Annotated in this window: 25 protein-coding genes and 3 tRNA genes; 22 read left to right on the top strand and 6 right to left on the bottom strand. The window is 65.5% G+C overall.

Annotated elements, in window-relative coordinates; genetic code table 11:
• The first annotated feature begins 84 nt into the window (after window positions 1–84).
• From CDA09_RS17500 to rpoS, 14 genes are all read left to right on the top strand, one after another.
• Window positions 85–161, top strand: a tRNA-Val gene (locus CDA09_RS17500).
• Window positions 162–315: 154 nt separating this feature from the next.
• Window positions 316–2,232: a threonine--tRNA ligase gene (thrS, locus tag CDA09_RS17495; protein WP_121429819.1), complete on the top strand. Its 1,917-nt coding sequence runs from the start codon at window positions 316–318 to the stop codon at window positions 2,230–2,232.
• 28 nt (window positions 2,233–2,260) lie between these two features.
• A complete protein-coding gene (gene infC, locus CDA09_RS17490) occupies window positions 2,261–2,785 on the top strand; it encodes a translation initiation factor IF-3 (protein WP_121429818.1) in 525 nt (174 codons plus the stop codon).
• A gap of 142 nt (window positions 2,786–2,927) precedes the next feature.
• On the top strand, window positions 2,928–3,125 hold the full coding sequence (rpmI, locus tag CDA09_RS17485; RefSeq protein WP_015437124.1) for a 50S ribosomal protein L35: 198 nt from the start codon (window positions 2,928–2,930) through the stop codon (window positions 3,123–3,125).
• Window positions 3,126–3,137: 12 nt separating this feature from the next.
• Window positions 3,138–3,497 (top strand): 50S ribosomal protein L20, encoded by a 360-nt coding sequence (gene rplT, locus CDA09_RS17480; protein ID WP_018988925.1) that lies wholly within the window; start codon window positions 3,138–3,140, stop codon window positions 3,495–3,497.
• Between the two features lie 67 nt (window positions 3,498–3,564).
• Entirely contained in the window at window positions 3,565–4,596 is a 1,032-nt protein-coding gene (gene pheS / locus CDA09_RS17475) for a phenylalanine--tRNA ligase subunit alpha (RefSeq protein ID WP_121429817.1), read from the top strand.
• Window positions 4,597–4,603: 7 nt separating this feature from the next.
• A complete protein-coding gene (pheT, locus tag CDA09_RS17470; protein WP_121429816.1) occupies window positions 4,604–6,982 on the top strand; it encodes a phenylalanine--tRNA ligase subunit beta in 2,379 nt (792 codons plus the stop codon).
• Between the two features lie 8 nt (window positions 6,983–6,990).
• Complete coding sequence (locus tag CDA09_RS17465) at window positions 6,991–7,302, top strand: integration host factor subunit alpha (protein ID WP_018988922.1); 312 nt, start codon at window positions 6,991–6,993, stop codon at window positions 7,300–7,302.
• Complete coding sequence (locus CDA09_RS17460; protein ID WP_121429815.1) at window positions 7,283–7,663, top strand: MerR family transcriptional regulator; 381 nt, start codon at window positions 7,283–7,285, stop codon at window positions 7,661–7,663. The genes CDA09_RS17465 and CDA09_RS17460 overlap by 20 nt, the downstream gene beginning before the upstream one ends.
• 48 nt (window positions 7,664–7,711) lie before the next feature.
• Window positions 7,712–7,788, top strand: a tRNA-Pro gene (locus CDA09_RS17455).
• A 166-nt stretch (window positions 7,789–7,954) separates the two neighbouring features.
• The gene (surE, locus tag CDA09_RS17450) at window positions 7,955–8,698 is read left to right on the top strand and encodes a 5'/3'-nucleotidase SurE (protein WP_121429814.1); all 744 of its coding nucleotides are present in this window, start codon (window positions 7,955–7,957) and stop codon (window positions 8,696–8,698) included.
• Window positions 8,695–9,351, top strand: coding sequence for a protein-L-isoaspartate(D-aspartate) O-methyltransferase (locus CDA09_RS17445; RefSeq protein ID WP_121429813.1), 657 nt, complete (start codon window positions 8,695–8,697; stop codon window positions 9,349–9,351). Before surE ends, CDA09_RS17445 begins: the two co-directional genes overlap by 4 nt.
• Complete coding sequence (locus CDA09_RS17440) at window positions 9,348–10,283, top strand: peptidoglycan DD-metalloendopeptidase family protein (protein ID WP_121429812.1); 936 nt, start codon at window positions 9,348–9,350, stop codon at window positions 10,281–10,283. Before CDA09_RS17445 ends, CDA09_RS17440 begins: the two co-directional genes overlap by 4 nt.
• 10 nt (window positions 10,284–10,293) lie before the next feature.
• On the top strand, window positions 10,294–11,229 hold the full coding sequence (gene rpoS, locus CDA09_RS17435) for an RNA polymerase sigma factor RpoS (RefSeq protein ID WP_121429811.1): 936 nt from the start codon (window positions 10,294–10,296) through the stop codon (window positions 11,227–11,229).
• A gap of 13 nt (window positions 11,230–11,242) precedes the next feature.
• Here rpoS and mltB read toward each other — a convergent pair whose 3' ends face one another.
• Genes mltB through CDA09_RS17415 form a run of 4 tightly spaced genes read right to left on the bottom strand, consistent with a single transcriptional unit; the run spans window position 11,243 to window position 16,164 of the window.
• A complete protein-coding gene (gene mltB, locus CDA09_RS17430) occupies window positions 11,243–12,253 on the bottom strand; it encodes a lytic murein transglycosylase B (protein WP_121429810.1) in 1,011 nt (336 codons plus the stop codon).
• The gene (locus CDA09_RS17425; protein ID WP_121429809.1) at window positions 12,250–14,199 is read right to left on the bottom strand and encodes a transglutaminase TgpA family protein; all 1,950 of its coding nucleotides are present in this window, start codon (window positions 14,197–14,199) and stop codon (window positions 12,250–12,252) included. Before CDA09_RS17425 ends, mltB begins: the two co-directional genes overlap by 4 nt.
• Entirely contained in the window at window positions 14,192–15,247 is a 1,056-nt protein-coding gene (locus CDA09_RS17420; RefSeq protein WP_121429808.1) for a DUF58 domain-containing protein, read from the bottom strand. Before CDA09_RS17420 ends, CDA09_RS17425 begins: the two co-directional genes overlap by 8 nt.
• On the bottom strand, window positions 15,247–16,164 hold the full coding sequence (locus CDA09_RS17415) for an AAA family ATPase (protein WP_121429807.1): 918 nt from the start codon (window positions 16,162–16,164) through the stop codon (window positions 15,247–15,249). The genes CDA09_RS17420 and CDA09_RS17415 overlap by 1 nt, the downstream gene beginning before the upstream one ends.
• A 135-nt stretch (window positions 16,165–16,299) precedes the next feature.
• On the opposite strand from CDA09_RS17415, the gene CDA09_RS17410 reads away from it, so the two are divergent.
• The 3 genes from CDA09_RS17410 (at window position 16,300) to bamC (ending at window position 19,403) form a co-directional block, all read left to right on the top strand.
• Entirely contained in the window at window positions 16,300–17,226 is a 927-nt protein-coding gene (locus CDA09_RS17410) for a histone deacetylase family protein (RefSeq protein WP_121429806.1), read from the top strand.
• Window positions 17,227–17,359: 133 nt separating this feature from the next.
• On the top strand, window positions 17,360–18,238 hold the full coding sequence (gene dapA, locus CDA09_RS17405) for a 4-hydroxy-tetrahydrodipicolinate synthase (protein ID WP_121429805.1): 879 nt from the start codon (window positions 17,360–17,362) through the stop codon (window positions 18,236–18,238).
• Window positions 18,239–18,263: 25 nt separating this feature from the next.
• The gene (gene bamC / locus CDA09_RS17400) at window positions 18,264–19,403 is read left to right on the top strand and encodes an NlpB/DapX family lipoprotein (protein ID WP_121429804.1); all 1,140 of its coding nucleotides are present in this window, start codon (window positions 18,264–18,266) and stop codon (window positions 19,401–19,403) included.
• Window positions 19,404–19,560: 157 nt separating this feature from the next.
• On the opposite strand, the gene CDA09_RS17395 is transcribed toward bamC, so the two are convergent.
• Window positions 19,561–19,797, bottom strand: a complete 237-nt coding sequence (locus tag CDA09_RS17395) for a hypothetical protein (protein WP_121429803.1) — start codon at window positions 19,795–19,797, stop codon at window positions 19,561–19,563.
• Window positions 19,798–19,950: 153 nt separating this feature from the next.
• Window positions 19,951–20,439 carry a DUF7931 domain-containing protein gene (locus CDA09_RS17390; protein WP_121429802.1) on the bottom strand — a complete coding sequence of 163 codons (489 nt, stop codon included), beginning with the start codon at window positions 20,437–20,439 and terminating at the stop codon, window positions 19,951–19,953.
• Between the two features lie 133 nt (window positions 20,440–20,572).
• On the opposite strand from CDA09_RS17390, the gene rlmD reads away from it, so the two are divergent.
• The 5 genes from rlmD (at window position 20,573) to flhB (ending at window position 24,499) form a co-directional block, all read left to right on the top strand.
• A complete protein-coding gene (rlmD, locus tag CDA09_RS17385; protein WP_121429801.1) occupies window positions 20,573–21,874 on the top strand; it encodes a 23S rRNA (uracil(1939)-C(5))-methyltransferase RlmD in 1,302 nt (433 codons plus the stop codon).
• 35 nt (window positions 21,875–21,909) lie between these two features.
• Window positions 21,910–21,997, top strand: a tRNA-Ser gene (locus CDA09_RS17380).
• Window positions 21,998–22,015: 18 nt separating this feature from the next.
• Window positions 22,016–22,669, top strand: coding sequence for an rRNA large subunit pseudouridine synthase E (locus CDA09_RS17375; protein ID WP_174718450.1), 654 nt, complete (start codon window positions 22,016–22,018; stop codon window positions 22,667–22,669).
• Window positions 22,670–22,728: 59 nt separating this feature from the next.
• A complete protein-coding gene (locus CDA09_RS17370; RefSeq protein WP_121429800.1) occupies window positions 22,729–23,184 on the top strand; it encodes a DUF192 domain-containing protein in 456 nt (151 codons plus the stop codon).
• 175 nt (window positions 23,185–23,359) lie between these two features.
• Window positions 23,360–24,499 (top strand): flagellar biosynthesis protein FlhB, encoded by a 1,140-nt coding sequence (flhB, locus tag CDA09_RS17365; protein ID WP_121429799.1) that lies wholly within the window; start codon window positions 23,360–23,362, stop codon window positions 24,497–24,499.
• Window positions 24,500–24,531 lie beyond the last annotated feature (32 nt).

The raw sequence follows: 24,531 nt of genomic DNA, 5'->3' as shown, positions 1-24,531 counted from the left end.
ACGAGTCCGGCGGATGAATCCCGAAAAGTTTAATAAAAATGTTGCGCGCCTCGTATGCGTTGCCTATAATGCGCAGCTCTTAGCAGGCGCGTAGCTCAGCTGGTTAGAGCACCACCTTGACATGGTGGGGGTCGTTGGTTCGAGTCCAATCGCGCCTACCAACGTATGGAGCAGGAAGATGAACTTCCGAACTACTACTGAAGCCGGAAACTGAAAAGTCGGGCTCCGCTGTAGCGCTCCAGGAAAAAAGTGCGGCCCGTCCGCACTTTTTTTTCGTCCACGTTTTTCGCAAACCTTGTCCGAGGCCTAGAGATCATGCCGAATATCACGCTCCCCGACGGTTCCGTACGCAGCTTCGACCATCCGGTGACCGTGCTCGACGTCGCCGCGTCGATCGGCGCCGGTCTCGCCAAGGCGTCACTGGCGGGCAAGGTCGATGGCAAGCTCGTCGACCTCTCGCATCGCATCGAAGGTGACGCGTCGCTCGCGATCGTCACGGACAAGAGCGCAGAGGGCGTGGATATCATCCGCCACTCGACGGCACACCTTCTCGCGCATGCCGTGAAGGAGCTGTTCCCGGACGCCCAGGTCACCATCGGGCCGGTCATCGAGAACGGCTTCTACTACGACTTCGCGTACAAGCGCCCCTTTACGCCGGAGGACCTCGAGCAGATCGAGAAGCGCATGGCCGAACTCGCCAAGCGCGAGATCCCCGTCGCGCGCGAAGTGTGGCCGCGCGACAAGGCGGTCGAGTTCTTCACGGGGCTGGGCGAACACTACAAGGCCGAGATCATCGCCTCGATCCCGCAGGGCGAGGATGTCTCGCTCTACCGCCAGGGCGACTTCATCGACCTGTGTCGCGGCCCACACGTGCCCTCGACCGGCAAGCTCAAGGTCTTCAAGCTGACCAAGCTCGCCGGTGCCTACTGGCGCGGTGACTCGAAGAACGAGATGCTGCAGCGCGTCTACGGCACTGCCTGGGCGAAAAAGGAAGACCTCGAGAGCTATCTGCACATGCTCGAGGAGGCCGAGAAGCGCGACCATCGCAAGCTCGGCCGCCTGCTCGATCTCTTCCATCTGCAGGAAGAGGCGCCGGGCATGGTCTTCTGGCACTCGAAGGGCTGGACGCTGTGGCAGCAGGTCGAGCAGTACATGCGCCGCACGATCCTCGAAAACGGCTACCAGGAAGTGAAGACGCCGCAGATTGTCGATCGCTCGCTGTGGGAAAAGTCCGGCCACTGGGGCATGTACTCCGACCTCATGTTCACGACGCAGTCGGAGAAGCACGACTATGCCGTCAAGCCGATGAACTGCCCGTGCCACATCCAGATCTTCAACCAGGGGCTGAAGAGCTACCGCGACCTGCCGCTGCGCATGGCGGAGTTCGGCTCCTGCCACCGCAACGAGCCCTCCGGCTCGCTGCACGGCATCATGCGCGTGCGCAACTTCGTGCAGGACGACGCGCACATCTTCTGCGCCGACGATCAGGTGCAGACCGAGGCGGCCGCCTTCATCGAGCTGCTGCAGAGGGTGTATGCTGACTTCGGCTTCACGGAGATCCTGATCAAGCTCTCCACGCGCCCCGACAAGCGCGTCGGCACCGACGAGCAGTGGGATGCCGCCGAAGCGGCGCTCGCCGCGGCGCTCGACGCGCAGGGGCTCGCGTACGACCTGCAGCCGGGCGAAGGGGCCTTCTATGGCCCCAAGATCGAGTTCTCGCTCAAGGACTGCCTCAACCGTGTATGGCAGTGCGGAACGCTGCAGCTTGATTTCAACCTGCCGGTGCGCCTGGGCGCGGAATACGTGGCTGAGGACAATACGAAGAAGTACCCCGTGATGCTGCACCGCGCGATCCTTGGGTCGCTCGAGCGCTTCATCGGCATCCTCATCGAGCACTTCGCCGGCGCGCTGCCGCTGTGGCTCGCGCCGGTCCAGGCGGTCGTGCTGAACATCTCGGAAGGACAGTCGGAGTATGCGACGGAAGTCACGAAACGCTTGAAGCTGGCGGGTTTCCGGGTCGAGGCGGATTTGCGTAACGAAAAGATTACCTATAAAATCCGAGAACATAGCGTACACAAGCTGCCCTACCAGATCGTTATCGGCGAGAAGGAAAAGGCGGCGGGGCTCGTTGCCGTGCGCGCCCGAGGGGGCCAGGATCTTGGCCAGATGACCCTCGATACCCTGATCGAGCGTTGGCAGCGCGAAGTTGAAGCGCGGTCGGCCTCGATCTGATTTTTTGGCATTCGTGGAGAACTGAACCATCGCTCAAGAAAAAAAGCAGCGCGTCAATGAGGAGATCAGCGCGCCCGAAGTTCGTCTGCTCGGTGAAGATGGCGAACCGATCGGTATTGTGTCCCTGAGAGCAGCCCTCGAGGCGGCGGAAGAAGCCGGGCTGGATCTTGTCGAAATCGCGCCGATGGCGCAGCCCCCGGTCTGCCGGGTGATGGATTTCGGCAAGTTCAAGTATCAGGAGCAGAAGAAGGCCCACGAAGCCAAGCTCAAGCAGAAGCAGGTGCAGATCAAGGAAGTCAAGCTGCGTCCCGCGACTGACGAGAATGACTACCAGATCAAGCTGCGCAACCTCAGGCGCTTCCTTGAGGAAGGTGACAAGTGCAAGGTGACGCTGCGTTTCCGTGGTCGGGAGATGGCGCACCAGGAATTCGGTCTGCGTCAGCTCGAGCGGGTCAAGGCCGACCTGGAGGAACTGGGTCAGGTCGAGCAGATGCCCAAGATGGAAGGGCGTCAGATGGTGATGGTGATCGCGCCGGTTCGCAAGAACCGCTGAGCGTGGTGATGAATCTGCCTTGCGCCCTTGGGCGGGAGGCAAACCCCGGCGGACATTGGCCGTCGGAAAACAAGTGGTGCCGGGTTGAAAACGCGCCGCATGGCGACGCTACCTGGCGTCATTCATAAACTTGGAGTTAGCAATGCCGAAGATGAAGACCAAGAGCGGAGCCGCCAAGCGGTTCAAGGTCCGCGCTAGTGGTGGGATCAAGCGGTCCCAGGCGTTCAAGCGCCACATCCTTACCAAGAAAACCACCAAGAGCAAGCGCCAGCTGCGCGGCATGACGGAAGTCCACGCCGCCGACGAGAAGCTGATCCGCGCCATGCTGCCTTACGCTTGATAGGAGTCCACTATGCCCCGAGTTAAACGTGGTGTAACCGCCCGCGCACGTCACAAGAAGGTTCTCGATCAGGCCAAGGGTTACCGCGGCCGCCGCAAGAACGTATACCGCATCGCCAAACAGGCGGTGATGAAGGCCGGTCAGTACGCCTATCGTGACCGTCGCCAGCGCAAGCGCCAGTTCCGTGCCCTGTGGATCGCCCGTATCAACGCCGCCGCGCGTGAAGTGGGCCTGACCTACAGCACCTTCATGAACGGCCTGAAGAAGGCCGCAATCGAAGTCGATCGCAAGGTGCTGGCCGACTTGGCCGTGTTCGACAAGCCCGCTTTTGCGGCGCTCGCCGACCAAGCCCGGGCCAAACTCGCTGCGTAATCCGACGCAGCACGAAAAAAGGAGGCCTGGCCTCCTTTTTTTTTCCTGAATTTTCGACGGCAAGCAAATGGATAAGCTCGATCAACTCGTTCAACAGGCCACGGCCGAGTTCGCCGCGGCGGCGGACGGCGTGCAGCTCGAACAGGCCAAGGCGCGCTTTCTCGGCAAGACGGGCGTACTCACCGAGCAGCTCAAGGGGCTCGGCAAGCTCGCGCCGGAGGAGCGTCGCGCGGCCGGCGCCGAGATCAACCGCGCCAAGGATGCGATCGAGGCGGCGCTCGAAGCCCGTCGCAATGCCCTGCGCGAAGCGGCCCTGCTCGCCCAGCTTGCCGCAGAAGCGCTTGACGTCACGCTGCCGGGCCGCGGCGCTTCGATCGGAGGGCTGCATCCGGTGAGCCGTACGCTGGAGCGCATCGAGGGCCTGTTCCGCTCGATCGGCTTCGTCGTCGCCGACGGTCCGGAGATCGAGACCGACTGGCACAACTTCACCGCGCTCAACACACCCGAGAATCACCCTGCGCGCTCGATGCACGACACCTTCTACCTCGAAGGCAACGACGAGGTGCTGTTGCGCACGCACACCAGCCCCGTGCAGATCCGTGCGATGCTCGCTCACGCCGGGCGCCATGCCGGGCGCGAGCACATGCCCGAACTGCGCATCATCGCGCCGGGCCGTGTCTATCGGGTCGATTCTGACGCCACGCACTCGCCGATGTTCCATCAGGTCGAGGGCCTTTGGGTTGGCGAGAACGTGAGCTTTGCGGACCTCAAGGGCGTCATCGCCGACTTCCTGCGCAAGTTCTTCGAGACCGAGGACCTGCAGGTGCGTTTCCGTCCGTCCTTTTTCCCGTTCACCGAGCCGAGCGCCGAGATCGACGTCGCCTTCATGAGCGGCACGCTCAAGGGGCGCTGGCTCGAGATCGCCGGCTGCGGCATGGTGCATCCGAACGTGCTGCGTTTCGGCGGCATCGACCCGGAGCGTTATACCGGCTTTGCCTTCGGCATGGGGCCCGACCGCCTCACGATGCTGCGCTACGGGGTCAACGATCTGCGCCTGTTCTTCGAAGGCGATCTGCGCTTCTTGAGCCAATTCAGGTAATCGAATCATGCAATTCTCGGAACAGTGGCTGCGGAGCCTCGTCAATCCTCCGCTCGACAGCGAGGCGCTCGGACATCTGCTGACGATGGCCGGCCTCGAGGTCGAAGAATCCGCTCCGGTCGCGCCGCCTTTCACCGGCGTGGTCGTCGCGCAGATCGTCGCAGCGGAAAAGCACCCGAACGCCGACAAGCTGAAGCTGTGCAAGGTCGACGCGGGGCAGGGTGAGTTGCTGCAGATCGTCTGCGGCGCGCCCAATGCCGCGGTCGGCATGAAGGTGCCCTGCGCCGTCGTCGGCGCGAAGCTGCCCGGTTTCGACATCAAGGCGGCCAAGCTGCGCGGCGTCGAGTCGTTCGGCATGCTGTGCTCGGCCCGCGAGCTGAGACTGTCGGAGGATCATGGCGGTCTGCTCGAACTTCCGCCCGGTGCGCCGATCGGCACGAGCGTGCGCGACTATCTCGGGCTCGACGACACGCTCTTCACGATCAAGCTGACGCCCAACCGTTCGGATTGCCTGAGCCTCGTCGGCGTCGCCCGCGAAGTCGCGGCGCTGACCGCCCAGCCGCTTGCAGTGCCCGACGTCGTGGCCGTCGCGCCGACGATCGACGACCGTCGTGCGATCGTGCTTGACGCGCCGGCCGCCTGCCCGCGTTACCTCGGCCGCATCCTGCGCGGCGTCGATGCGAAGGCGCCGACGCCCGACTGGATGAAGCAGCGCCTGCAGCGCTGCGGCGTGCGTTCGATCAGTGCGCTGGTCGACGTCACCAACTATGTCATGCTCGAGCTCGGCCAGCCCCTGCACGCGTTCGATAACGCGCGCCTGTCGGGCGCGATCCACGTGCGCTTTCCGTCCGAGGGCGAGCAGGTGCTGCTGCTCAACGAGCAGACCGTCACTCCGTCGTCCGACACCCTGCTGATCGCCGACGAGACGCGTGCGCTGGCGCTGGCCGGGATCATGGGCGGAGAGGACAGCGGCATCACGCTCGACACCACCGACGTGTTCCTCGAGAGCGCCTTCTTCGCGCCCGATGCGATCGCCGGGCGTGCGCGCAGCTACGGATTCGTGTCCGATGCCTCGCACCGCTTCGAGCGTGGCGTGGATTTCGAACTTGCGAGCGGTGCGATCCAGCGCGCCACTCAGTTGATCCTCGAAATCTGCGGTGGTGCTGCCGGTCCGGTGGTCGAGGCCGTGTCGAACGAGCACCTGCCGGCGCGCAAGGCGGTCCGCCTGCGTCCGGCGCGCGCGCGCCGCCTGCTCGGTATCGACCTTGACGATGCCGCGATCGTGAAGCTGCTCGCTGGCGTGCACCTCGACGTGCGTAAGGATGGCGAAAACCTGCTCGTCGTGCCTCCGTCCTTCCGCTTCGATATCGAGATCGAGGAGGATCTGATCGAGGAGATCGCGCGCCTCTACGGCTACGACAACATCCCGGCGCTGCCGCCGCAGGGTGGCCTCGCGATGCTGGATCGTTCCGAATCCGGGCGTAGTGCGTGGGACGTGCGTCACCTGCTGGCGGGGCGGGACTACCAGGAAGTGGTCAACTACGCTTTCGTCGAAGAGGCGTGGGAGCGCGATTTCTGCGCCAACGAGACGCCGATCCGGCTCGCGAACCCGATCGCCAGCCAGATGAGCGTGATGCGCAGCAGCCTGATCCCGGGCCTCACCGGCAACCTCGTCGCCAATCGCAAGCGCCAGCAGGCACGCGTGCGTGTCTTCGAGATCGGCCGCTGCTTCGAGCGCAAGGCAGACGGCGAACCTGTCGCCGGTTTCCATCAGCCGATGCGCGTTGCCGGGCTCGCCGGCGGCGCCGCGCTGCCCGAGCAGTGGGGCGCGCCGACACGCAATGTCGACTTCTACGACGTCAAGGCGGATGTCGAGGCCCTGTTTGCGCCGCGCGCCCTGAGATTCGAACCCGTGTCCGATCCCGCCCTGCATCCGGGGCGCGCCGCCGCCGTGCTGCTCGAGGGCCGGCGCATCGGCGTCGTCGGCGAACTGCATCCGGTCTGGGTGCAGCGTTACGACCTGGGGGCGGCTCCGGTCGTGTTCGAACTCGACATGGATGCGGTGCTGCAAGCGCAACTGCCGGTCTACGAAGAAATCTCGCGCCAGCCTGCAGTCACTCGCGACCTCGCGCTCGTGGTCGAGCAGGCCCTGCCGGTGGCGCGCGTGATCGAGGTGCTCGGCGAGTCGGCGCCTGACATCGTGAAGGGGGTCGAGCTCTTCGATGTGTATCATGGCAAGGGCATCGAACAGGGCAAAAAGAGCCTTGCGTTCAGGGTGTTGATGCAAGATACTCAACGCACGCTTGAGGACGCGGAGGTGGATGCCGCGGTCACGGCGATTGTGCAGCATGCCGAAACGGTGCTCGGCGCCCGCTTGCGTGGATAGCCCCAGAAATGAACGTGACCCTGACCAAAGCAGAGCTGGCCGATCTGCTGTTCGAGCGTGTCGGCCTCAACAAGCGTGAAGCCAAGGACATGGTGGAAGGCTTTTTCGAGGAGATCCGGCTCGCGCTGGAGAAAGGCGAATCCGTGAAGCTCTCCGGATTCGGTAATTTCCAGTTGCGCGACAAGCCGCAGCGGCCGGGACGCAATCCGAAGACGGGTGAGGAGATTCCGATCACCGCGCGCCGCGTCGTCACCTTTCATGCCAGTCAGAAGCTTAAGGCAGCCGTGGAGCAGCTGAGCGATGCAGGCAAGCAGCCATAACGAGGCTTCCGGGTCTCTGCCGCCGATTCCGGCGAAGCGCTACTTCACGATCGGCGAAGTCGCCGAATTGTGCGCCGTGAAGCCCCATGTACTGCGGTACTGGGAGCAGGAGTTCACGCAGCTGAAACCGGTCAAGCGACGCGGTAACCGACGCTACTACCAGCACCATGAGGTGCTGCTGGTGCGCCGCATCCGCGAACTGCTGTATGACGAAGGCTTCACGATCTCCGGGGCGCGCAACAAGCTTGGAGAATCGGCGATCCACGAGCAGGAGGTCGTCGAGGAATCGGAACGCCTGCGTCAGACGCTGGCAGCCGTGCGCGCGGAGATCGTTGCAACGCTGGTATTGCTGAAAGCGTGATTCAGTACTGGCAAAAGTCATACACCCTGCTATACTATTGGCTTGTGTCGGGGCGTAGCGCAGCCTGGTAGCGCACTTGCATGGGGTGCAAGGGGTCGCGAGTTCGAATCCCGCCGCCCCGACCAATAAATTCAGACAAGAACCGGCCGCTGGCCGGTTTTTGCGTTTCAGCACCCCGTCGGGCGGTGCCAGGTGTCCGGGCGAGGTGCGTCGGTGTGCTAAGATGCTTCGCCGCTTCTGCGATACATCCGGCTCCGCATCGTGGTCTGTATCCCTCCGAACGGAAGAAACATGCGTATTCTGGTCAGTAACGACGACGGTTATTTTGCACCCGGCATTGCCGCGTTGGCCGCGGCCCTGTCGGAGGTGGGGGATGTCACCGTCGTCGCGCCGGAGCGCGATCGCAGCGGTGCCAGCAATTCGCTGACCCTCGACCGCCCCCTGTCGCTGCGACGTGCGGCGAACGGATTCTATTTCGTCAATGGCACGCCCACCGACTGCGTACACCTGGCGGTGACGGGCATGCTGGACCATCTGCCGGACATGGTGGTATCGGGGGTCAACCATGGCGCCAACATGGGCGACGACACGGTGTATTCCGGTACCGTCGCAGCCGCCACCGAAGGCTATCTCCTGGGGGTGCCGTCGATCGCGATCTCGCTCGTCAGCAAGCAGGCGAGCGATTTTTCCACTGCGGCCCGTGTCGCACGCGATCTGGTGGAGCGCTTCATGCGCGAGCCGTTACGTCAGCCGGTGCTGCTGAATGTGAATGTCCCCGATCGTCCGTACGGGGAACTGCGCGGACACACGATTACGCGCTTGGGCAAGCGCCACAAGGCCGAAGCGGTCGTTCGTAGCGTGACGCCACGCAATGAGACCGTGTACTGGGTCGGGGCTGCCGGCCAGGCCGCGGATGCGGGCGAAGGGACGGACTTTCACGCAGTTGCCGAAGGTTTCGTCTCGATCACGCCCCTCCAGATCGATCTGACGCATTACAACCTGATGGCGGGTGTTTCCGAGTGGCTGGCGCGATGAGCTTGCGCAGAGCCGACCCCGGGCAGGCGGCCACGCGTGCGCGTGCGCGCATGGTGGAACGTTTGCGCGGCCAGGGGATCAGAGACGAGCGCGTCCTCGCGGCGATGATGCAGGTGCCGCGCCATACCTTTGTCGAAGAGGGATTGGCGTACAGCGCCTACGACGACACCGCCTTGCCGATCGGCTACCAGCAGACGATTTCGCAACCCTTCGTGGTCGCGAAAATGATCGAGACCTTGCGCACAGGCCGCGAACTCGGCCGCACGCTGGAGGTCGGAGCAGGCTGTGGCTATCAGGCGGCGGTGCTGTCGTTCGTCGCTTCGGAGGTGTATGCGGTCGAAAGGATCCGATCGCTGCTGGATGTGGCACGCGAGAATCTGAGGCCGCTGCGCCTGCCGAACGTTCGGCTGAAATGTGCGGACGGCACAATGGGTTTGCCCGAGGCTGCTCCGTATGACACGATTATAGTCGCGGCTGCCGCTGCGAGTGTGCCGGTGTCCCTCAAGGAGCAACTTGCTCCCGGCGGACGACTGATGCTCCCGCTGGGCGGCGCGGATCAGCGGCTCGTGATGATCGAGCGGCAGGGGAATGTTTTTCGGGAGAGTCGCCTCGACGCTGTGCGATTCGTCCCATTGTTGACTGGTACGGAATGAGTGATTCAGTGAAGCTTGGTCATGTGTGCCGCTGGCTGGCGCTTGGTAGTCTCGTCGCTGTGCTGTCCGGATGCGCCGCCACGCCGCGGCCCGCGCCTGTTCGTGACGTTACTCCGCCGCCGGCCGCGGAGCCGGCGGCAAGTGTGCCCGCGTCGAAGGCCGAGGCACCTTCCCACACCGTTCGTCCCGGAGATACCCTGCTGGGCATTGCGCGGCAGTATGGGGTGACGACAAAGGATCTGGTCGCATGGAACGGCCTCACGGACCCGAACCAGATCCACGTCGGCCAGACGCTCAGGGTGGGTCCCGGATCGACCCCTGCCGCGACGAACGGTACCGTGGTGCAGCCGATTGCGACGACCCAGCCGGTGGACATCCAGCCGGTCAAGCCTTCAGGCGAGGGCGCTCCGGCCGCGGCGGGCGGGCTCAAGCAGGAACCGCGAGGTGGCAAACAGCCTTACAGCGACGAGGCTTGGGCATTGCTGAGTCCGCGCGCCACGGCGCCCGGTTCTTCGGTTGCGCCGCCTGCACCGGCAACGGCTCCGGAGCCGGACAAGGCGCCCGGCAACACGGCGTGGTTGTGGCCGGCGTCCGGCCAGGTGATCGGCACTTTCGACGAAGGCACGAACAAAGGTGTCGATATTGCCGGCAAGCTCGGGGATCCTGTCATCGCGTCGGCGGGCGGGAAAGTCGTGTATTCCGGCAGTGGCTTGCGTGGCTACGGAAAACTGGTCATCATCAAGCACGACGCGAATTACCTGACAGCCTATGCGCATAACCAGCAGCTGCTGGTGAAGGAAGGCGATTCCGTCTCGAAGGGCCAGAAAATTGCCGAGCTGGGCAGCACCGATGCGGATCGCCCCAAAGTGCATTTCGAGATCCGCAAGCAGGGCCGCCCGGTCGATCCGTTGAAGTATTTGCCTGCACGCTGACGAGGAGGCTATGTACGATCCGGCAAGTCATGACGATGTTGAAAGTCAGGAGCCGGATCTGCCTCTCGAGGTGGAGGTGTTCGTCGAACGTGCGGCTCCGGCTTTCGAGAACGAGTTCCTCAGCGACGTTACCCAGATCTACCTCAACGAAATCGGCGCCAACCCGCTGCTGACCGCAGAAGAGGAGGGCGCACTGGCGCGGCGGGTCAGGGCGGGGGATTTCGCGGCCCGGCAGACGATGATCGAGCGCAATCTGCGGCTGGTCGTCAATATTGCCAAGCACTATCTGAACCGCGGCATTCCCTTGCTGGATCTGGTCGAGGAGGGCAATCTCGGCTTGATGCACGCGCTGGAAAAATTCGATCCGGAGCGCGGTTTCCGCTTCTCGACCTATGCGACGTGGTGGATACGCCAGAATATCGAGCGTGCGATCATGAACCAGTCGCGCACGATCCGGTTGCCGGTCCACGTCGTGAAGGAACTCAATCAGGTCCTGAGGGCCCAGCGCAGCCTCGAGGCGGCCGGGAACGGCGAGTTCACGCTGGAGCAGATCGCCGCGAGGCTGGACAAGTCCGTCGAGGAGGTGCGCGCGATCCTGGCCTTGAGCGAGCATACCGCCTCGCTCGATGCGCCGCTGGAGATCGACCCGAGCCTGTCGATCGGGGAGTCGCTCGCGGACGACCAGGCGACTTCTCCGGACTTGTCGATCCAGGATGCCGAGGTCGAGGAGCTGATCCGCGAATGGATCGGCATGCTCAATGAAAAGCAGCGACTCGTCATCCGCCACCGCTACGGACTGGACGAATGCGAGGTGATGACGCTGGAAGAACTGGCGGCGCGCCTGTCGCTCACGCGCGAGCGGGTCCGCCAGATCCAGCTCGAGGCTTTGAGCCAGTTGCGGCGCACCGTCAAGCGCCGCGGAATTTCCCGCGACGAGCTCCTCTGATGGTTCTGCCGGCCTATGGGGCGTTGCCGGTGACGCTTGCGTACTGATCGCGCAGCGCGCGGGCCAGTTGGAACACCGCCATCGCGTAGAAGCTGCTCTTGTTGTAGCGCGTGATCGCGTAGAAGTTGCGATAGCCAAGCCAGTATTCGGTCGGCGCGCCCGGCGTCGCGAGGTCGACGAGGGTGGCGGGCGCGGTCGGGGGATTGCTGCTGGCGGCGACGATTCCCGCAGCGGTGATCTGCCCGGGCGTCAGGACGGGCTCGATGCCGGCGTCGACGAGCGCTTGCGCGTTCGTTTCGGGCGACAGCAGGGCGGGAATCGCCACTGCCTCGCCGCGTACCCACCCGTGCCGGGCCAGGTAGTTTGCCACGCTGCCGATGGCGTCGTCGGGTTCGTCGAAATCGATACGGCCGTTGCCGTCGAAATCCACGGCATAGCTGCGGATGCTGCTGGGCAGGAACTGGGGGTAGCCGATCGCGCCCGCGTAGGAGCCGTAGTAGGAAAGCGGGTCGCGGCCCTGTTCGCGGGCGAGGAGGAAGATCTGTTCGAGTTCGCCGAGGAAGAGCGACGCACGCGGCGGGTAATCGAATGCCAGGGTGGCGAGGGCCGAGACGATCTCGAAATTGCCGGTGTCGCGGCCGTAGAAGGTCTCCACGCCGATGATGGCGACGATGATTTCGGGCGGTACGCCATATTGTTCGGTCGCTTTCTGCAGCGCCGCCGCGTGGGCCTGCCAGAAGGCGACGCCGCCGTCGATGCGCTTGCCGTCAAGGAAGCGCGCGCGGTAGCGCTGCCATGAGCGGACGCCGGTCGTGGCGGGCGGGCGGATCAGTTCGATGACGCGCGGTTCGTGGTGGGCCTGTCCGAGGGCGGCAAGCACTTCGTCGCGATTGAAACCGTACTTTTCCTGCATGGTGGTCGCGAAGCTGATGACTTCGGGGCGTTGTGCGTAGGAGCCGTCGGCGAGGCCGGGTTGGGAAAACAGTCCGAGACAGAGGACCGCGGCGACGAGGGTGCGTTTCATTTGAGGTTCAATCTCCGGATGGATCGGGCGAGTTCGCGAACGCTGTGCGGGGCGACCTGGTCTCCCCCGTAGCGCAGCCTGGCGTAACCCTCGGTGATCGTGCGCAGGGCCTGCGCATGGTCGGGGAAGGCTGTCGACAGTCGCTCGCCGTAATCGAGCGGGCCTTCCCACGGGTGCCGCGCAGCGCCGCGACGGGCGAGTTTGCGGGAAAGCTGCGCCCACGCGGTGTCGAGCGGATCGTACCGACGGCGCCGCGCAAGAGCCCAGGCGAAAAGCAGCATCATCAGGGCTGTCGCGGACGCCCCGAGGAGGATGGTCAGGGTGCGCCAGTCGGGTTGGGAGAAGCCGATCCGTTCCAGCAGTTCGCGTTGCCGCTCGGGATTGTATCCAAGAACCCACTGGTTCCACGTATTGGATAGGGCCTCCCAGTGGTGGCGCAGGTCCCGCAGCCAGTCCAGGCCGGGGCGCCGGAGCAGCGGGAGGGGGTCCCATTCGGGCAGGGCGGCACTGAGGCCGGATTCGATCCGGGCGGGGGCGGACAGGGCCGTGGGGTCGACGCGGATCCATCCGCGCCCGGCGAGCCAGACTTCTGCCCACGCATGGGCGTCGGACTGGCGCACGACCAGGCTGTGGTCGACAGGATTGATTTCGCCGCCCTGATAGCCCGTGACCACGCGCGCCGGCACGCCTGCCGCGCGCATCAGGAACACGAAGGCGGAGGCGAAGTGCTCGCAGAATCCCTGCCGGGTGTCGAACAGGAACTCGTCCACCGCGTGGGTGCCCAGCATGGGGGGACTGAGTGTGTAGGTCAGGCCGATGCCGCGCAGGCGTTCGAGGGTGCGGGCGAGGATGGTGTCGTGATCCGGGGCGCCGGCGGCAATCTCCCGTGCAAGTGCGCGGCTGCGCGGGTTGACGTTCGCCGGCAGACGCCGTGCTTCGGCGAGTGCGGCCGGAGTTTCGGTGATGCCGATGGCCGTCGCTGGATACGAACGCAGGTCGAAGCGTGAGCGAACGCGCACGGGTTGCTCGGCAAGCAGCCGGTAGTCGCTGGTATAGCGCGCATTGGGGATATTCGCAGCTGGGAAATCGAGCGCGAGGAGCCACGGCTGATTGTGCGGCTCCAGCGTGAGACGGTAGCTGTAGGCGAGTCCCGACGGCTCGTAACCGGGGGTGGTCGTGGACACGCTGAGGCCGGGTCGCCAGGTCCTTCCGTCGTAGCGGGTGAGCACCGGGCCACGCCAGTACCGTTGTGCGGGCGGAGGCGGGGGGCCGTCGAACTCGGCGCGGAAGGCGATCGCGTCGGACAGGCCGAGTTGGCTGATCGATCCGGGCGCCATCGAGTCGGATAGCCCGGTCATGCCGCTGTACGCGTCCGCCGGCAGGCCCCACAGCGGCCCCTGGATGCGCGGGAACAGCACGAACAGCACCAGCATGAAGGGCAGTCCCTGGGCGAGGAGCACGGCACCCGTTCGCAGCTGCGCGGCCGGAAGAACTCCATCGTCCTCGAGGCTGAGCAGGGTCGTGGTCGCGAGGAGGGTGCCGGCAAGTGCGAGGGCCGCGATGCCCGGCGTCTGGTTGGAAAAAAACAGGCCGACCTGCAGGAAGAGTGCGAGCAGGACCGCAGCGCGGACGTCGCGCGTGGTGCGCGATTCGAGCAGCTTCAGGCACAGCAGCACCGCCAGCAGCGCGACGCCCGGATCCTTGCCGAAGAAATGTCCGAATTCGAGTCTGACGCCGGCTCCCGATGCGATGCCGATCAGCACGATCAGGAGTTGATGCGGGGGCTGTCCGCGTCGCCACGCCAGGGCGGCACGCACGGCAATGAGGCTGGCGCACAGGATGACCAGCCAGGCGGAGAACTCGATCGCGTGCGGTGCGACCGTCGCGGCCACGGCGGCGAGAAGCCATCCGAATTGCAGCGGCGTCGGCGTGCGCGCTTCACGCATCGGCAGCCTCTCCCGTTCCGAAAAGGGCGAGTCGCAGCAGGCAGTTGGCGCAATGGCCAGGCCCGCGGCCGACGGCGACGCTTGCGCCGGGCAGGGCAAGAGAGAAAGCGAGTCCGCGCTGCTCCGCGATCACGACCCACGCCGCGAGGCGCGACAGGCGCGCTTCCGTGCCGAGGGGGGGCGGCAGGGCGGCCCAGTCGAGATGAACCTCGCCGCCGTCCAGTCCGCTGAATTGCTTGGTGAGCATGGGGCCGCCGCGGGCAAGGATTTTCCATGCAACATGGCGCGGCGAATCCGCCGCCTGATGCGGGCGCAGTCCGGCGAAATCGTCGTCGCCGCCGGCACCGCTGCGCTGGCCGAGGGAGTGCGCGCCAGACTCCGGCAAGGGCGGTGGCAGGCGCTCGGGCGCGGGGTAGACGAGGCAGCGCTGATCGGGTGCGAGCACGCTCCAGGCGCGGATCAGACCCAGCGGATACGTCGTTTCGATGTGCACGCGGCCGAGCGGCATCCAGCCGCGCCGCGTGGTCGGCAGCGGGAGCAGGACATCGGCACTGTCCTCGGCGGCAATCGCGAACGGTGCCAGTGCGCCGCGTGCCTTGAGATGCAGGGATGGGCGCCGCGCCCGCCGCTGGTTGCTCACGACGAGGTGGAAACTGGCGCGCTCGCCGGCGAAAACCGGGTCCGCCCGGCCAGGTGTGATCGAGAGGTGGAGCAGGTTGCGGAATGCGTGCACGATGCTTGCCACCGCGACGCCTCCGAGCAGGAAGACAAGCGCGTAGCCGAGGCTCAGGTTGTAGTTGATCGATGCGAACAGCATGATCAGGAGGGCGCCTGCGAAGGCCAGGCCGGCAGGCGTCGGCAGCACGAAGATGCGCCGATGCCCGAGCACGATCGGCGCAGGGTCAGGCCGTCCGACGCGGAACAGCCAGCGATCGAGGGGCTCGCGCAGTGCGAGAAGCCGCGGTACGACGGACGAGAGGCTCCGTGCGACGAGGGGGCGACGCACGGCGAGGAAGGGGCGACGCCGGGCGTCGGGGCGTGCGAGCATCAGACAACAGCTACGTCGCGGATGAGCTGGCCGAGCACCTCGGGTGTGACGCTGCGTCCGTCGCCGGCGGAGTGCAGGCGGTGGGCGGCGACATGCGGGAAGACGGTCTGGATATCCTCCGGGAGGACGTGATCGCGCCCTTCGGTGAGTGCCCAGGCGCGCGCGGCGGCGATCAGGCCCAGGCCTGCACGTGGGCTGAGTCCGCCCGAGAGCTCCGGATTCTGCCGGGTGCTGGCGAGCAGGGCCTGGACGTAATCGACCAGGCGTGCGGAGATCGTGATCGCCTGCGCTGCCTGCTGCATGGCCAGCAGCTCTTCCGGCTGGATCACGGGATGCTGCCGCTCGAGGAGTTCACGGCGGTCCTCGCCCATCAGCAGGGCCCGTTCCGCGCTGCGGTCGGGGTAGCCGAGGCGGAGCCGTAACAGGAAGCGGTCGAGTTGGCTTTCCGGTAGCGGGAAGGTGCCGATCTGGTGCGAGGGATTCTGCGTCGCGATGACGAAGAACGGCTCCGGCAGCGCGTGGGTCTCGCTGTCCGCGGTGACCTGGCGCTCCTCCATCGCCTCGAGCAGTGCGCTCTGGGTCTTGGGCGTCGCGCGGTTGATCTCGTCGGCGAGGATGAGTTGGCTGAAGATCGGGCCGGGATGGAAGCGGAAGCTGCCTGCCTCGCGATCGAAGATCGACACGCCGATGATATCGGCCGGCAGGAGGTCGCTCGTGAACTGGATGCGCTGGAAGTGGAGCCCGACAAGGCGGGCGATGACATGGGCAAGCGTGGTCTTGCCGACTCCCGGAACGTCTTCGATCAGCAGGTGGCCACGCGCGATGAGGCAGGTCAGGGCGAGCCGCAGTTCGTGCTCCTTGCCGAGAATGATGCAGTTGGCGGCTTCAAGAACGCGAATTGCGTAACGATGGGGCATGGCGCGGACGTACTGTGAAATTCACCGGGAAGCGGTGATAATAGATTAAAGACCAACAGGCTGCGCCCGAAGCGTGTGCACCGATTTGAAGTCAGGGATGCGGGAAAGTTCGACCGCACGTGAGAGAGGGGGGGTATGACGACGACTGCGTTCATCACGCACCGCGATTGCTGGCTGCACGACATGGGGACTTTCCATCCGGAGTGCTCGGACCGACTTGCGGCCATCAACGACCGGCTGATCGCCGCGGGCCTTGATCTCTACCTGTCGTTCTACGATGCGCCGCTGGCCACCGAGGAGCAGGTGGTGCGGGTGCATCCGGCCAGCTACCTCGAGGAGCTGAACGCCGCCGTGCCCGAGCACGGCATCCGCCACCTGGATCCCGATACCGCGATGAGTCCGGGAACGATGAAGGCGGCGCTGCGCTCTGCGGGCGCGGGGGTGCTCGCGACCGATCTCGTGCTCAAGGGCGAGATCGAGAACGCCTTCTGTGCCGTGCGGCCCCCGGGGCATCATGCCGAACGCGGCAAGGCGATGGGGTTCTGCTTCCTGAACAACGTGGCCATTGCCGCCCGCCATGCGATCGAGGCTCACGGACTGGAGCGCGTCGCGATCGTCGACTTCGACGTTCATCATGGCAACGGGACGGAAGACGCGTTCCGCGATGACCCGCGGGTGCTCATGGTGAGCATCTTCCAGCATCCGTTCTATCCTTACAGCGGAGCGGACTGTACGGCGCCCAACATGGTCAATGTGCCGGTGCCGGCCGGGACGCGCGGCGACGCCTTCCGTACCATCGTGACCGAGCGCTGGATGCCGGCGCTGCGCGAGCACAAGCCGCAGATGATCTTCATTTCGGCGGGCTTCGATGCGCACTACGAGGACGACATGGGCTCGATCGGGCTGGTGGAGTCCGACTACGTGTGGGTGACCCAGCAGGTCAAGGCGGTGGCGGAGGAGTGCGGGCACAAGCACATCGTGTCCATCCTCGAGGGCGGCTATTCGCTGTCGTCGCTCGCGCGCTCGGTCGTTGCGCACATCAAGGCGCTTGCCGACCTGTGACGGCGGCGTGGGCTCACGCCCGTATCGGCGCGTGCGCACGTGCGCCAGGTTGTGCCGGCAGTCTCGCGAGCAAGCCACTGGCCGTCCGGCGTCGATCAGGTAGAATCGGTTCTTTTAATTTTCGGCCGCTTCCATGATTACCGGATCGATTGTCGCCATCGTCACCCCGATGAACGAAGATGGCAGCCTGGACATCCCGCGCTTGCGCGCCTTGATCGACTTCCATGTTGCCGAGGGCACCGACGGCATCGTCATCGTCGGGACGACTGGCGAGTCGCCCACAGTGAACGTCGAGGAGCACTGCGAACTGATCCGCGTCGCGGTCGAACACGCGGCCGGACGCGTCCCGGTGATCGCCGGCACCGGCGCCAACTCGACGGCCGAGGCCATCGAACTCGCGCGCTTTGCGCAGAAAGCGGGTGCGGTGGCGCATCTGTCGGTGGTGCCGTATTACAACAAGCCCACGCAGGAAGGCTTGTACCGTCACTACCGCTCGATCGCCGAGGCGGTCGAACTGCCGCTGATCCTGTACAACGTGCCGGGGCGCACAGTGGCCGACCTGTCCAACGACACGACGCTGTGCCTGGCGCAGATTCCCAACATCGTCGGCGTCAAGGACGCGACCGGCAGCATCGACCGGGCCTGCGACCTGATCGAGCGCGCGCCGAAGGACTTTGCGCTGTACACTGGCGACGACATGACCGGCATGGCCTTCCTGCTGCTGGGCGGGCATGGCGCGATCTCGGTGACGGCCAACGTCGCACCGCGTGCGATGCACGAGATGTGCGCCGCTGCGATCGCGGGCGACGCGATCAAGGCGCGCGAGATCAATGCGCGTCTGGTCGGCCTGCATCGCGACCTGTTCTGCGAGGCCAATCCGATTCCGGTGAAGTGGGCGGTCGAGCAGATGGGCCTGATCAAGTCCGGTATCCGCCTGCCGCTCACGCCGCTGTCCGAAGGCGTGCATGAGCGGGTGCGGGCCGCGATGCGTCGTGCTGGCGTGAACATCTGATTCTTTCCTGGAATTACCGAAACTCATGAATCGTACCTTGCGTACTGCGGCCTTGCTGTGCGGCACGGCCATCGGCTTGTCGGGTTGTTCCGGCTCCCTCCTCGAATCCAAGAAAATCGACTACAAGAGCGCCAAGCAGCTGCCGACGCTCGAAATTCCGCCGGACCTCACGGCGCCTACGCGCGACGACCGCTATGTGGTGCCGGATGTTTCGCCGAAGGGCGTGGCTACGTACTCGGCCTACGCCAACGACCGCGCCCAGCCCCAGCCCGTCGCGGGCCAGGCGCAGGTGCTGCCCGCCGTGCAGAGCATGCATGTGGAGCGGGCGGGCAGCCAGCGCTGGCTCGTGGTGCAGGGTTCGCCCGAGGTTCTGTGGCCGAAGGTCAAGGATTTCTGGCTCGAGACCGGTTTCGTCCTCAACGTCGAGCGCCCGGAAGTGGGCGTGATGGAGACCGACTGGGCCGAGGACCGCGCGAAGATTCCGCAGGACTTCATCCGCTCGGCGCTGGGCAAGGTGCTGGACGGTGTGTTCTCGACGCCGGTGCGCGACAAGTTCCGCACGCGCCTCGAGGCGGGCAAGGATCCGAACACCGTGGAGATCTACGTCAGCCATCGCGGCATGATGGAGATCTATCCGAACGAGGCCAAGGACACCACCGTCTGGCAGCCGCGGCCGGCCGATCCGGAACTCGAGGCCGAAATGCTGCGCCGTCTGATGATCAAGCTGGGCGCGGCGGAAGAGCGCGCAGCGGCGGTCATGACGGCGACTCCGGCGGCCGAGCGTGCCTTCCTCAAGGGAGCGACGGGCAGCAACGTGTCGCTGGTCCTGGACGACTCCTTCGATCGCGGATGGCGCCGCGTGGGCCTCGCGCTCGACCGGATCGGGTTTACGGTCGAAGACCGCGATCGTTCGAAGGGGATGTACTTCGTCCGCTATGTCGACCCCGATGCCGACGTGAAGACGAAGAAATCCGAGGGCATCCTCTCCAAGCTCGCATTCTGGCGCAGCAACGAGCAGGTTGTGCAGAAGGGGGGCGAATACCGCCTGCGCGTGCGGGGCGAGGGCGAAAAGTCGATCGTCAGCGTCATGACCCGCGAGGGTGGCGAGGATGCGTCCGAGACTGCGCGCAAGATCCTGGGGCTGTTACAGGAACAGTTGCGCTGAATGGAATCAGCGCGCCGCGTGCGAGCCTATCGCGTTCGCAAGCGGCGGTGAGTACTCGGGCACGGCGGCCCGCTGTGTCCGAGTACTTGATGAATCGCGAGGCAACAAAAAAGCCGGCTCGAGAGCCGGCTTTTTTTGCTTCGCTGATCCAGCGAGATTACTTCTGGGCGCCGTCCTTCGGAGCTTCGGCGGGGGCTGCAGCCGGAGCGGCTTCCTGAGCCGGAGCGGCAGCAGCGGCCGGAGCGGCAGCTTCCTGAGCCGGGGCGGCCGGAGCGGCGGCAGCGGGAGCTGCCGGAGCAGCGGCGGGGGCTTCGGCCTTCGGTGCTTCGGCCGGCTTGCCGCAGGCGGCAACGGCGAGGGCGAGCAGGGAAGCAACGAGGAGCGACTGTTTCATGTTCGATATCCTTCTTTCGGGGCTAGGTGGATGACCAGTTACAACCGGCCGGGCCGGAATGCATACCCGACTGGCGAACCTCGGAGAATTCTAGCATGTGATGCTGGCGTGCCAATAGTTTCTTTGTGCAACGCAATAAGGAAAAACGATAATTCAAATGCCAAGTGGTGTGCCGACGGTGCTGGTTTCCGCGGTTACCCAGGATGCTTCGAACTGCGTGGCGAGATGGGCTTGTGCATCTGATCCGCCGGTGATGGCCTTCCCCCGCGGAAGATCCTGATGGAACCGCGTAACGAGGCGGCTGTTGTCGGCGATGAGGAATGGCTGACTCCAGGTCCGCGCGGAGGTGTTGGTGGTGCGGACGCTGGCACTGTGCGCATAGTGGCCGAGCAGGCGGGTGAGGCGCGGACATTCCTTCTCGATCCAGGTCGTGGAGTGCAGAAGGATCCGCAGCGCGTCGCGGCGGGTGACCCGGGAGCACAGGCGCTCCAGGTGTTCGATACCCGCCCGGATTTCCAGACCGCATTCGCGCAGATCGGGGTCGAAAAGGATCACCGTCTGTTGCGCATGCTCCAGGGCATCGAAGAGGGCTGCACGATATCCGCCGTAGCTGTCGAAGGATTGTTCGTGTGGGGCATCCATGATCGGACCCGTATGAGTGTCGGGGGAAGGGCAGGGCTTTGCGTTTCCTGCCGAATGGTCGAGGCAATTATAGGTCCGGCGCGTAAAGCGTTCTGCGAGTCGGTAGAATTGCGCTCTTTGGGGCGGAAGTTGCATGCCTGTTGCGGTCATCGAATCACTGGACCATGAAGGGCGCGGATTCACCCGCGTCGAAGGCAAGGCGGTGTTCGTCGATGGCGCACTGCCCGGCGAGACGGTCGAATACAAGGTGGTGCGCCAGCGTCCGAGCTACGATCTGGCCGAACTCGAACGCGTGCTCAAGCCCAGCGGCCAGCGCGTGGTGCCGCGTTGCCCGCATTACGGCGTGTGCGGCGGCTGCTCGATGCAGCATTTCGATGCCGTCGCGCAGGCGGCCGCGAAGCAGCGCGTGCTCGAGGACGCGCTGTGGCACATCGCCAAGGTCACGCCGGCAGTCGTGTATCCGGCGATTCACGGGCCCGCCTGGGGGTATCGCTACCGCGCCCGCGTCGGCGTGCGCATGGTGCCGTCCAAAGGCGGCGTGTTGATCGGTTTCCACGAGCGGCGCAGCAGCTACATCGCGGACATGCAGACGTGTGCGGTCCTGCCAGCGCACGTGTCGGCGCTGCTGCCGGCCTTGCACGAGCTGGTCGCTGCGTTGTCGATTCCCGACCGGTTGCCGCAGATCGAGATCGCCGTGAGCGAGGGGACGACGGTATTGGTGTTCCGCAACCTGCTGCCGTTCACGCCGCAGGACATCGCGCGCCTCGCCGCATTCGCCGATGCGCATGGCGTGCAGGTGTGGCAACAACCGGGCAGCCCGGTGACGGCCAGGCCGCTGCATCCGAAGAAGGCGCCGGGGCTTGCGTACTCCCTGCCCGAATTCGACGTGACGCTGGATTTCCTGCCGACCGACTTCACGCAGGTGAACGTCGATATCAACCGGTTGCTGATCCGCCGTTCCATGCAGCTGCTCGACCCGCTCCCGGGCGAGCGCATCGCGGACCTGTTCTGCGGCCTGGGCAACTTCAGCCTGCCGATTGCGCGGCGCGGGGCGCACGTGATCGGCGTCGAGGGCAGCGATGCGCTGGTCGCACGGGCGCTGAAGAATGCGCGGCGCAATGGGCTGGCGGAGCGCACGGAGTTCTACGCGGCGAATCTCTTCGAGGCGACCGAGGACAGCCTGGCAGCGCTCGGCCGGCTCGACAAGCTGCTGATCGACCCGCCGCGCGAAGGCGCGATTGCCGTGGTGAAGGCGTTGAGCGCGCAGCAGATGCCGCGGCGCATCGTCTATGTGTCGTGCAATCCCGCGACGCTCGCACGCGATGCCGCGGTGCTGGTGCATGACAAAGGCTACGTGCTGCGCGGCGCGGGCATCGCCAACATGTTCCCGCAGACCTCGCACGTGGAGTCGGTCGCGCTGTTCGAGCGGGGATGACAGGTGAGGGCGGGGTGATATACTCCGCCGCTCCCGGAGGTGTGGCAGAGTGGTCGATTGCACCGGTCTTGAAAACCGGCAACGGGCAACCGTTCGTGAGTTCGAATCTCACCGCCTCCGCCAGATTTCATCCGTCTCCGCATGTCGCGCGTCATTCTCCTCAACAAGCCTTACGGTGTGATCTGTCAGTTCACGGCGGAGCCGGGGCGGCCGACGTTGAAGGATTTCGTCGCGGTGCCGGGGGTGTATGCGGCGGGGCGGCTCGATACCGACAGCGAGGGGCTGCTGCTCCTGACCGATGACGGCGCGCTGCAGCACCGGATCGCGGATCCGCGCCACAAACTGCCCAAGACTTATGTCGTGCAGGTCGAGGGGGAGCCCGACGAGGCCGCGCTGACGCGTTTGCGCGGGGGGCTGGATCTGGGCGATTTCGTGACGCGGCCATGTGAGGCGCGCTGCATTGCCGAACCGGACTGGCTGTGGCCGCGCGATCCGCCGGTGCGTTTCCGCAAGAGCGTGCCGACGGCGTGGCTGGAGATCGTGCTGCGCGAGGGGAAGAACCGGCAGGTGCGCAGGATGACCGCGAAAGTGGGCTTTCCGACCTTGCGGCTGATCCGTGTCGCGATCGGCGGGTGGTCGCTCGCGGGGCTGTTGCCGGGCGCGTGGCGCGGCGAGGAGGTCGACATTGCCGGGCTAGGTGTCCCGGGTGTCGAACGCGAACGTCGGCGTGCGCCCGGCGGGCCGGCGCAGGGCAGGTCGCGCCGCGCGGGGCCGGGACGGTCGGGGCGCTCTTAGCGGCCGTGCCTTACCCGCGGTAGAATCGCGCTTCCCCGTTCCTGCAGGTTTTGCCGGCAATGATCCTTCCGTCCTTTTTCGGCCGTTGTGCGGCGATCGCTGCCGTGGCTTGCGTGTGTGTGCCGGCCGCCCGCGCCGAATTGCCGATGGTGGAGCTCGGGGCGGGGATGTACCGGATCGAGGCGGAGCTGGCGCATACCGACCCGACCCGCCAGCTCGGCCTGATGAATCGCAAGTCGATGCCGCTGCAGCACGGGATGGTGTTCGTGTTCACGGAGGAGGCGCGCCATTGCATGTGGATGAAGAACACGCTGATTCCGTTGTCCGTGGCGTTCATGGATCGCGACGGCCGCATCCTGAACGTTGCCGAAATGCAGCCGCAGACCGAGGACAGTCACTGCGCCGCGGCGCCGGCGCGTTTCGCGCTGGAGATGAATGCGGGCTGGTTCGCGTCCCGCGGCCTCGGCGCCGGCACGGTGATCCGCGGCATCGACAGGCTGCCTGCCGGGCGCTGAGCCTTCCCGACGGCGGCCCGGCGATTCGGGCTGCGGCTCCCCAATTCCCGATATAGGGCTGTTTTCCCGCGCTTATCCGGCGGCGGGGCTTGCCGGCGCGCGGCGATAATTGCCGCACGTCGCCGAACGTCCGTGCTGAACGGGCGGCATCCGGCGCGCAGGCAAGGAGTCGGCCGTGGCCGAAGACAGCGATCTCGAGAAAACCGAACAGCCATCGCCACGACGGCTGGAGCAGGCCCGCGAGGAAGGGCAGGTTCCGCAGTCGCGCGAGCTGTCGACCTTTCTCGTGCTGATGGCGGGCGTCAGTGCGCTGTGGGTGATGGGGGAATGGATCTCGGGGCGCATCCTGGGCATGTTGCGCGCGGGATTCTCGATCGAGCGCGCGCGTGCATTCGATCCGAAGCTGATGCTGGCGGGCTTCGGCGACCTGATCACCGACGCGCTGCTGACGATGCTGCCGCTCTTCGGGATCCTGATGGTCGCGGCGATTGCGGCGCCGATCCTGATGGGCGGCTTCGTGTTCGCGCCGAATTTGCTGGGACTGAAGCTCGATCGCATGAACCCGATCCAGGGCGTCAGCCGGATGTTTTCGATGCACGGGCTGGCGGAGCTGGTGAAGTCGCTGCTCAAGGCGGCGGTGGTCGGGGTGATGGGCGTTTTCGCGGTGTGGCGCGAGCACGAGCACATCTTCGGCCTGACGGGCGAGACGGTGGAGGCGGCGGTGCCCGACTTCCTGAAGATGGTGCTGTTCGCGACGCTGCTGATCATCATGGGGCTGGCGATCCTGGCGCTGATCGACGTGCCCTTCCAGCTGTGGCAGTACAACAGGAAGCTGCGCATGACCAAGGAAGAGGTCAAGCGCGAGAGCAAGGAGCAGGACGGCGATCCGCAGGTGAAGGGACGCATCCGCGCGATGCAGCGCGAGATGGCGCGCCGCCGCATGATGGCGCAGGTGCCGAAGGCGGACGTGGTGGTGACGAACCCGACGCACTTCTCGGTGGCGCTGAAGTACGACGCGGACAAGATGCGTGCGCCGATCGTCGTCGCGAAGGGACGCGGCGAGCTGGCGTTGAAGATCCGCGAGCTCGCCAAGGAACACAAGGTGCCGATGTTGGAGGCGCCGCCGCTGGCGCGCGCCCTGTACAAGCACTGCGAACTGGAGCAGGCGGTGCCCGGTGCGCTGTACACGGCGGTGGCCGAGGTGATGGCCTACGTGTATCAGTTGAACCACTGGATGGCTCACGGCGGACTTCCGCCCGCGGTGCCCGGCAAGTTGCCGGTGCCCGCCGACATGGACCCCGGCGCGCCCGACTGACGGGCGGGCCGGAACGGACGAAGCGATAGAGG

The organism is Azoarcus sp. DN11 (assembly GCF_003628555.1).
Taxonomy (GTDB): domain Bacteria; phylum Pseudomonadota; class Gammaproteobacteria; order Burkholderiales; family Rhodocyclaceae; genus Aromatoleum.
The sequence above is the reverse complement of the archived record's forward strand: the minus strand, read 5'-3'. Positions and strand labels throughout refer to the sequence as shown.

Bases quoted from the DNA above. Each gene is read 5' to 3' on its own strand.
- thrS (WP_121429819.1), top strand. From the start codon at position 316: ATGCCGAATATCACGCTCCCCGACGGTTCCGTACGCAGCTTCGACCAT.
- rlmD (WP_121429801.1), top strand. From the start codon at position 20,573: ATGCCTGTTGCGGTCATCGAATCACTGGACCATGAAGGGCGCGGATTC.
- CDA09_RS17460 (WP_121429815.1), top strand. From the start codon at position 7,283: ATGCAGGCAAGCAGCCATAACGAGGCTTCCGGGTCTCTGCCGCCGATT.
- CDA09_RS17420 (WP_121429808.1), bottom strand. From the start codon at position 15,247: ATGCTCGCACGCCCCGACGCCCGGCGTCGCCCCTTCCTCGCCGTGCGT.
- CDA09_RS17425 (WP_121429809.1), bottom strand. From the start codon at position 14,199: ATGCGTGAAGCGCGCACGCCGACGCCGCTGCAATTCGGATGGCTTCTC.
- CDA09_RS17445 (WP_121429813.1), top strand. From the start codon at position 8,695: ATGAGCTTGCGCAGAGCCGACCCCGGGCAGGCGGCCACGCGTGCGCGT.
- CDA09_RS17410 (WP_121429806.1), top strand. From the start codon at position 16,300: ATGACGACGACTGCGTTCATCACGCACCGCGATTGCTGGCTGCACGAC.
- CDA09_RS17390 (WP_121429802.1), bottom strand. From the start codon at position 20,439: ATGGATGCCCCACACGAACAATCCTTCGACAGCTACGGCGGATATCGT.
- pheS (WP_121429817.1), top strand. From the start codon at position 3,565: ATGGATAAGCTCGATCAACTCGTTCAACAGGCCACGGCCGAGTTCGCC.
- CDA09_RS17370 (WP_121429800.1), top strand. From the start codon at position 22,729: ATGATCCTTCCGTCCTTTTTCGGCCGTTGTGCGGCGATCGCTGCCGTG.
- CDA09_RS17415 (WP_121429807.1), bottom strand. From the start codon at position 16,164: ATGCCCCATCGTTACGCAATTCGCGTTCTTGAAGCCGCCAACTGCATC.
- rpoS (WP_121429811.1), top strand. From the start codon at position 10,294: ATGTACGATCCGGCAAGTCATGACGATGTTGAAAGTCAGGAGCCGGAT.
- mltB (WP_121429810.1), bottom strand. From the start codon at position 12,253: ATGAAACGCACCCTCGTCGCCGCGGTCCTCTGTCTCGGACTGTTTTCC.
- bamC (WP_121429804.1), top strand. From the start codon at position 18,264: ATGAATCGTACCTTGCGTACTGCGGCCTTGCTGTGCGGCACGGCCATC.
- pheT (WP_121429816.1), top strand. From the start codon at position 4,604: ATGCAATTCTCGGAACAGTGGCTGCGGAGCCTCGTCAATCCTCCGCTC.
- CDA09_RS17465 (WP_018988922.1), top strand. From the start codon at position 6,991: ATGAACGTGACCCTGACCAAAGCAGAGCTGGCCGATCTGCTGTTCGAG.
- CDA09_RS17395 (WP_121429803.1), bottom strand. From the start codon at position 19,797: ATGAAACAGTCGCTCCTCGTTGCTTCCCTGCTCGCCCTCGCCGTTGCC.
- surE (WP_121429814.1), top strand. From the start codon at position 7,955: ATGCGTATTCTGGTCAGTAACGACGACGGTTATTTTGCACCCGGCATT.
- rpmI (WP_015437124.1), top strand. From the start codon at position 2,928: ATGCCGAAGATGAAGACCAAGAGCGGAGCCGCCAAGCGGTTCAAGGTC.
- rplT (WP_018988925.1), top strand. From the start codon at position 3,138: ATGCCCCGAGTTAAACGTGGTGTAACCGCCCGCGCACGTCACAAGAAG.
- CDA09_RS17440 (WP_121429812.1), top strand. From the start codon at position 9,348: ATGAGTGATTCAGTGAAGCTTGGTCATGTGTGCCGCTGGCTGGCGCTT.
- dapA (WP_121429805.1), top strand. From the start codon at position 17,360: ATGATTACCGGATCGATTGTCGCCATCGTCACCCCGATGAACGAAGAT.
- CDA09_RS17375 (WP_174718450.1), top strand. From the start codon at position 22,016: ATGTCGCGCGTCATTCTCCTCAACAAGCCTTACGGTGTGATCTGTCAG.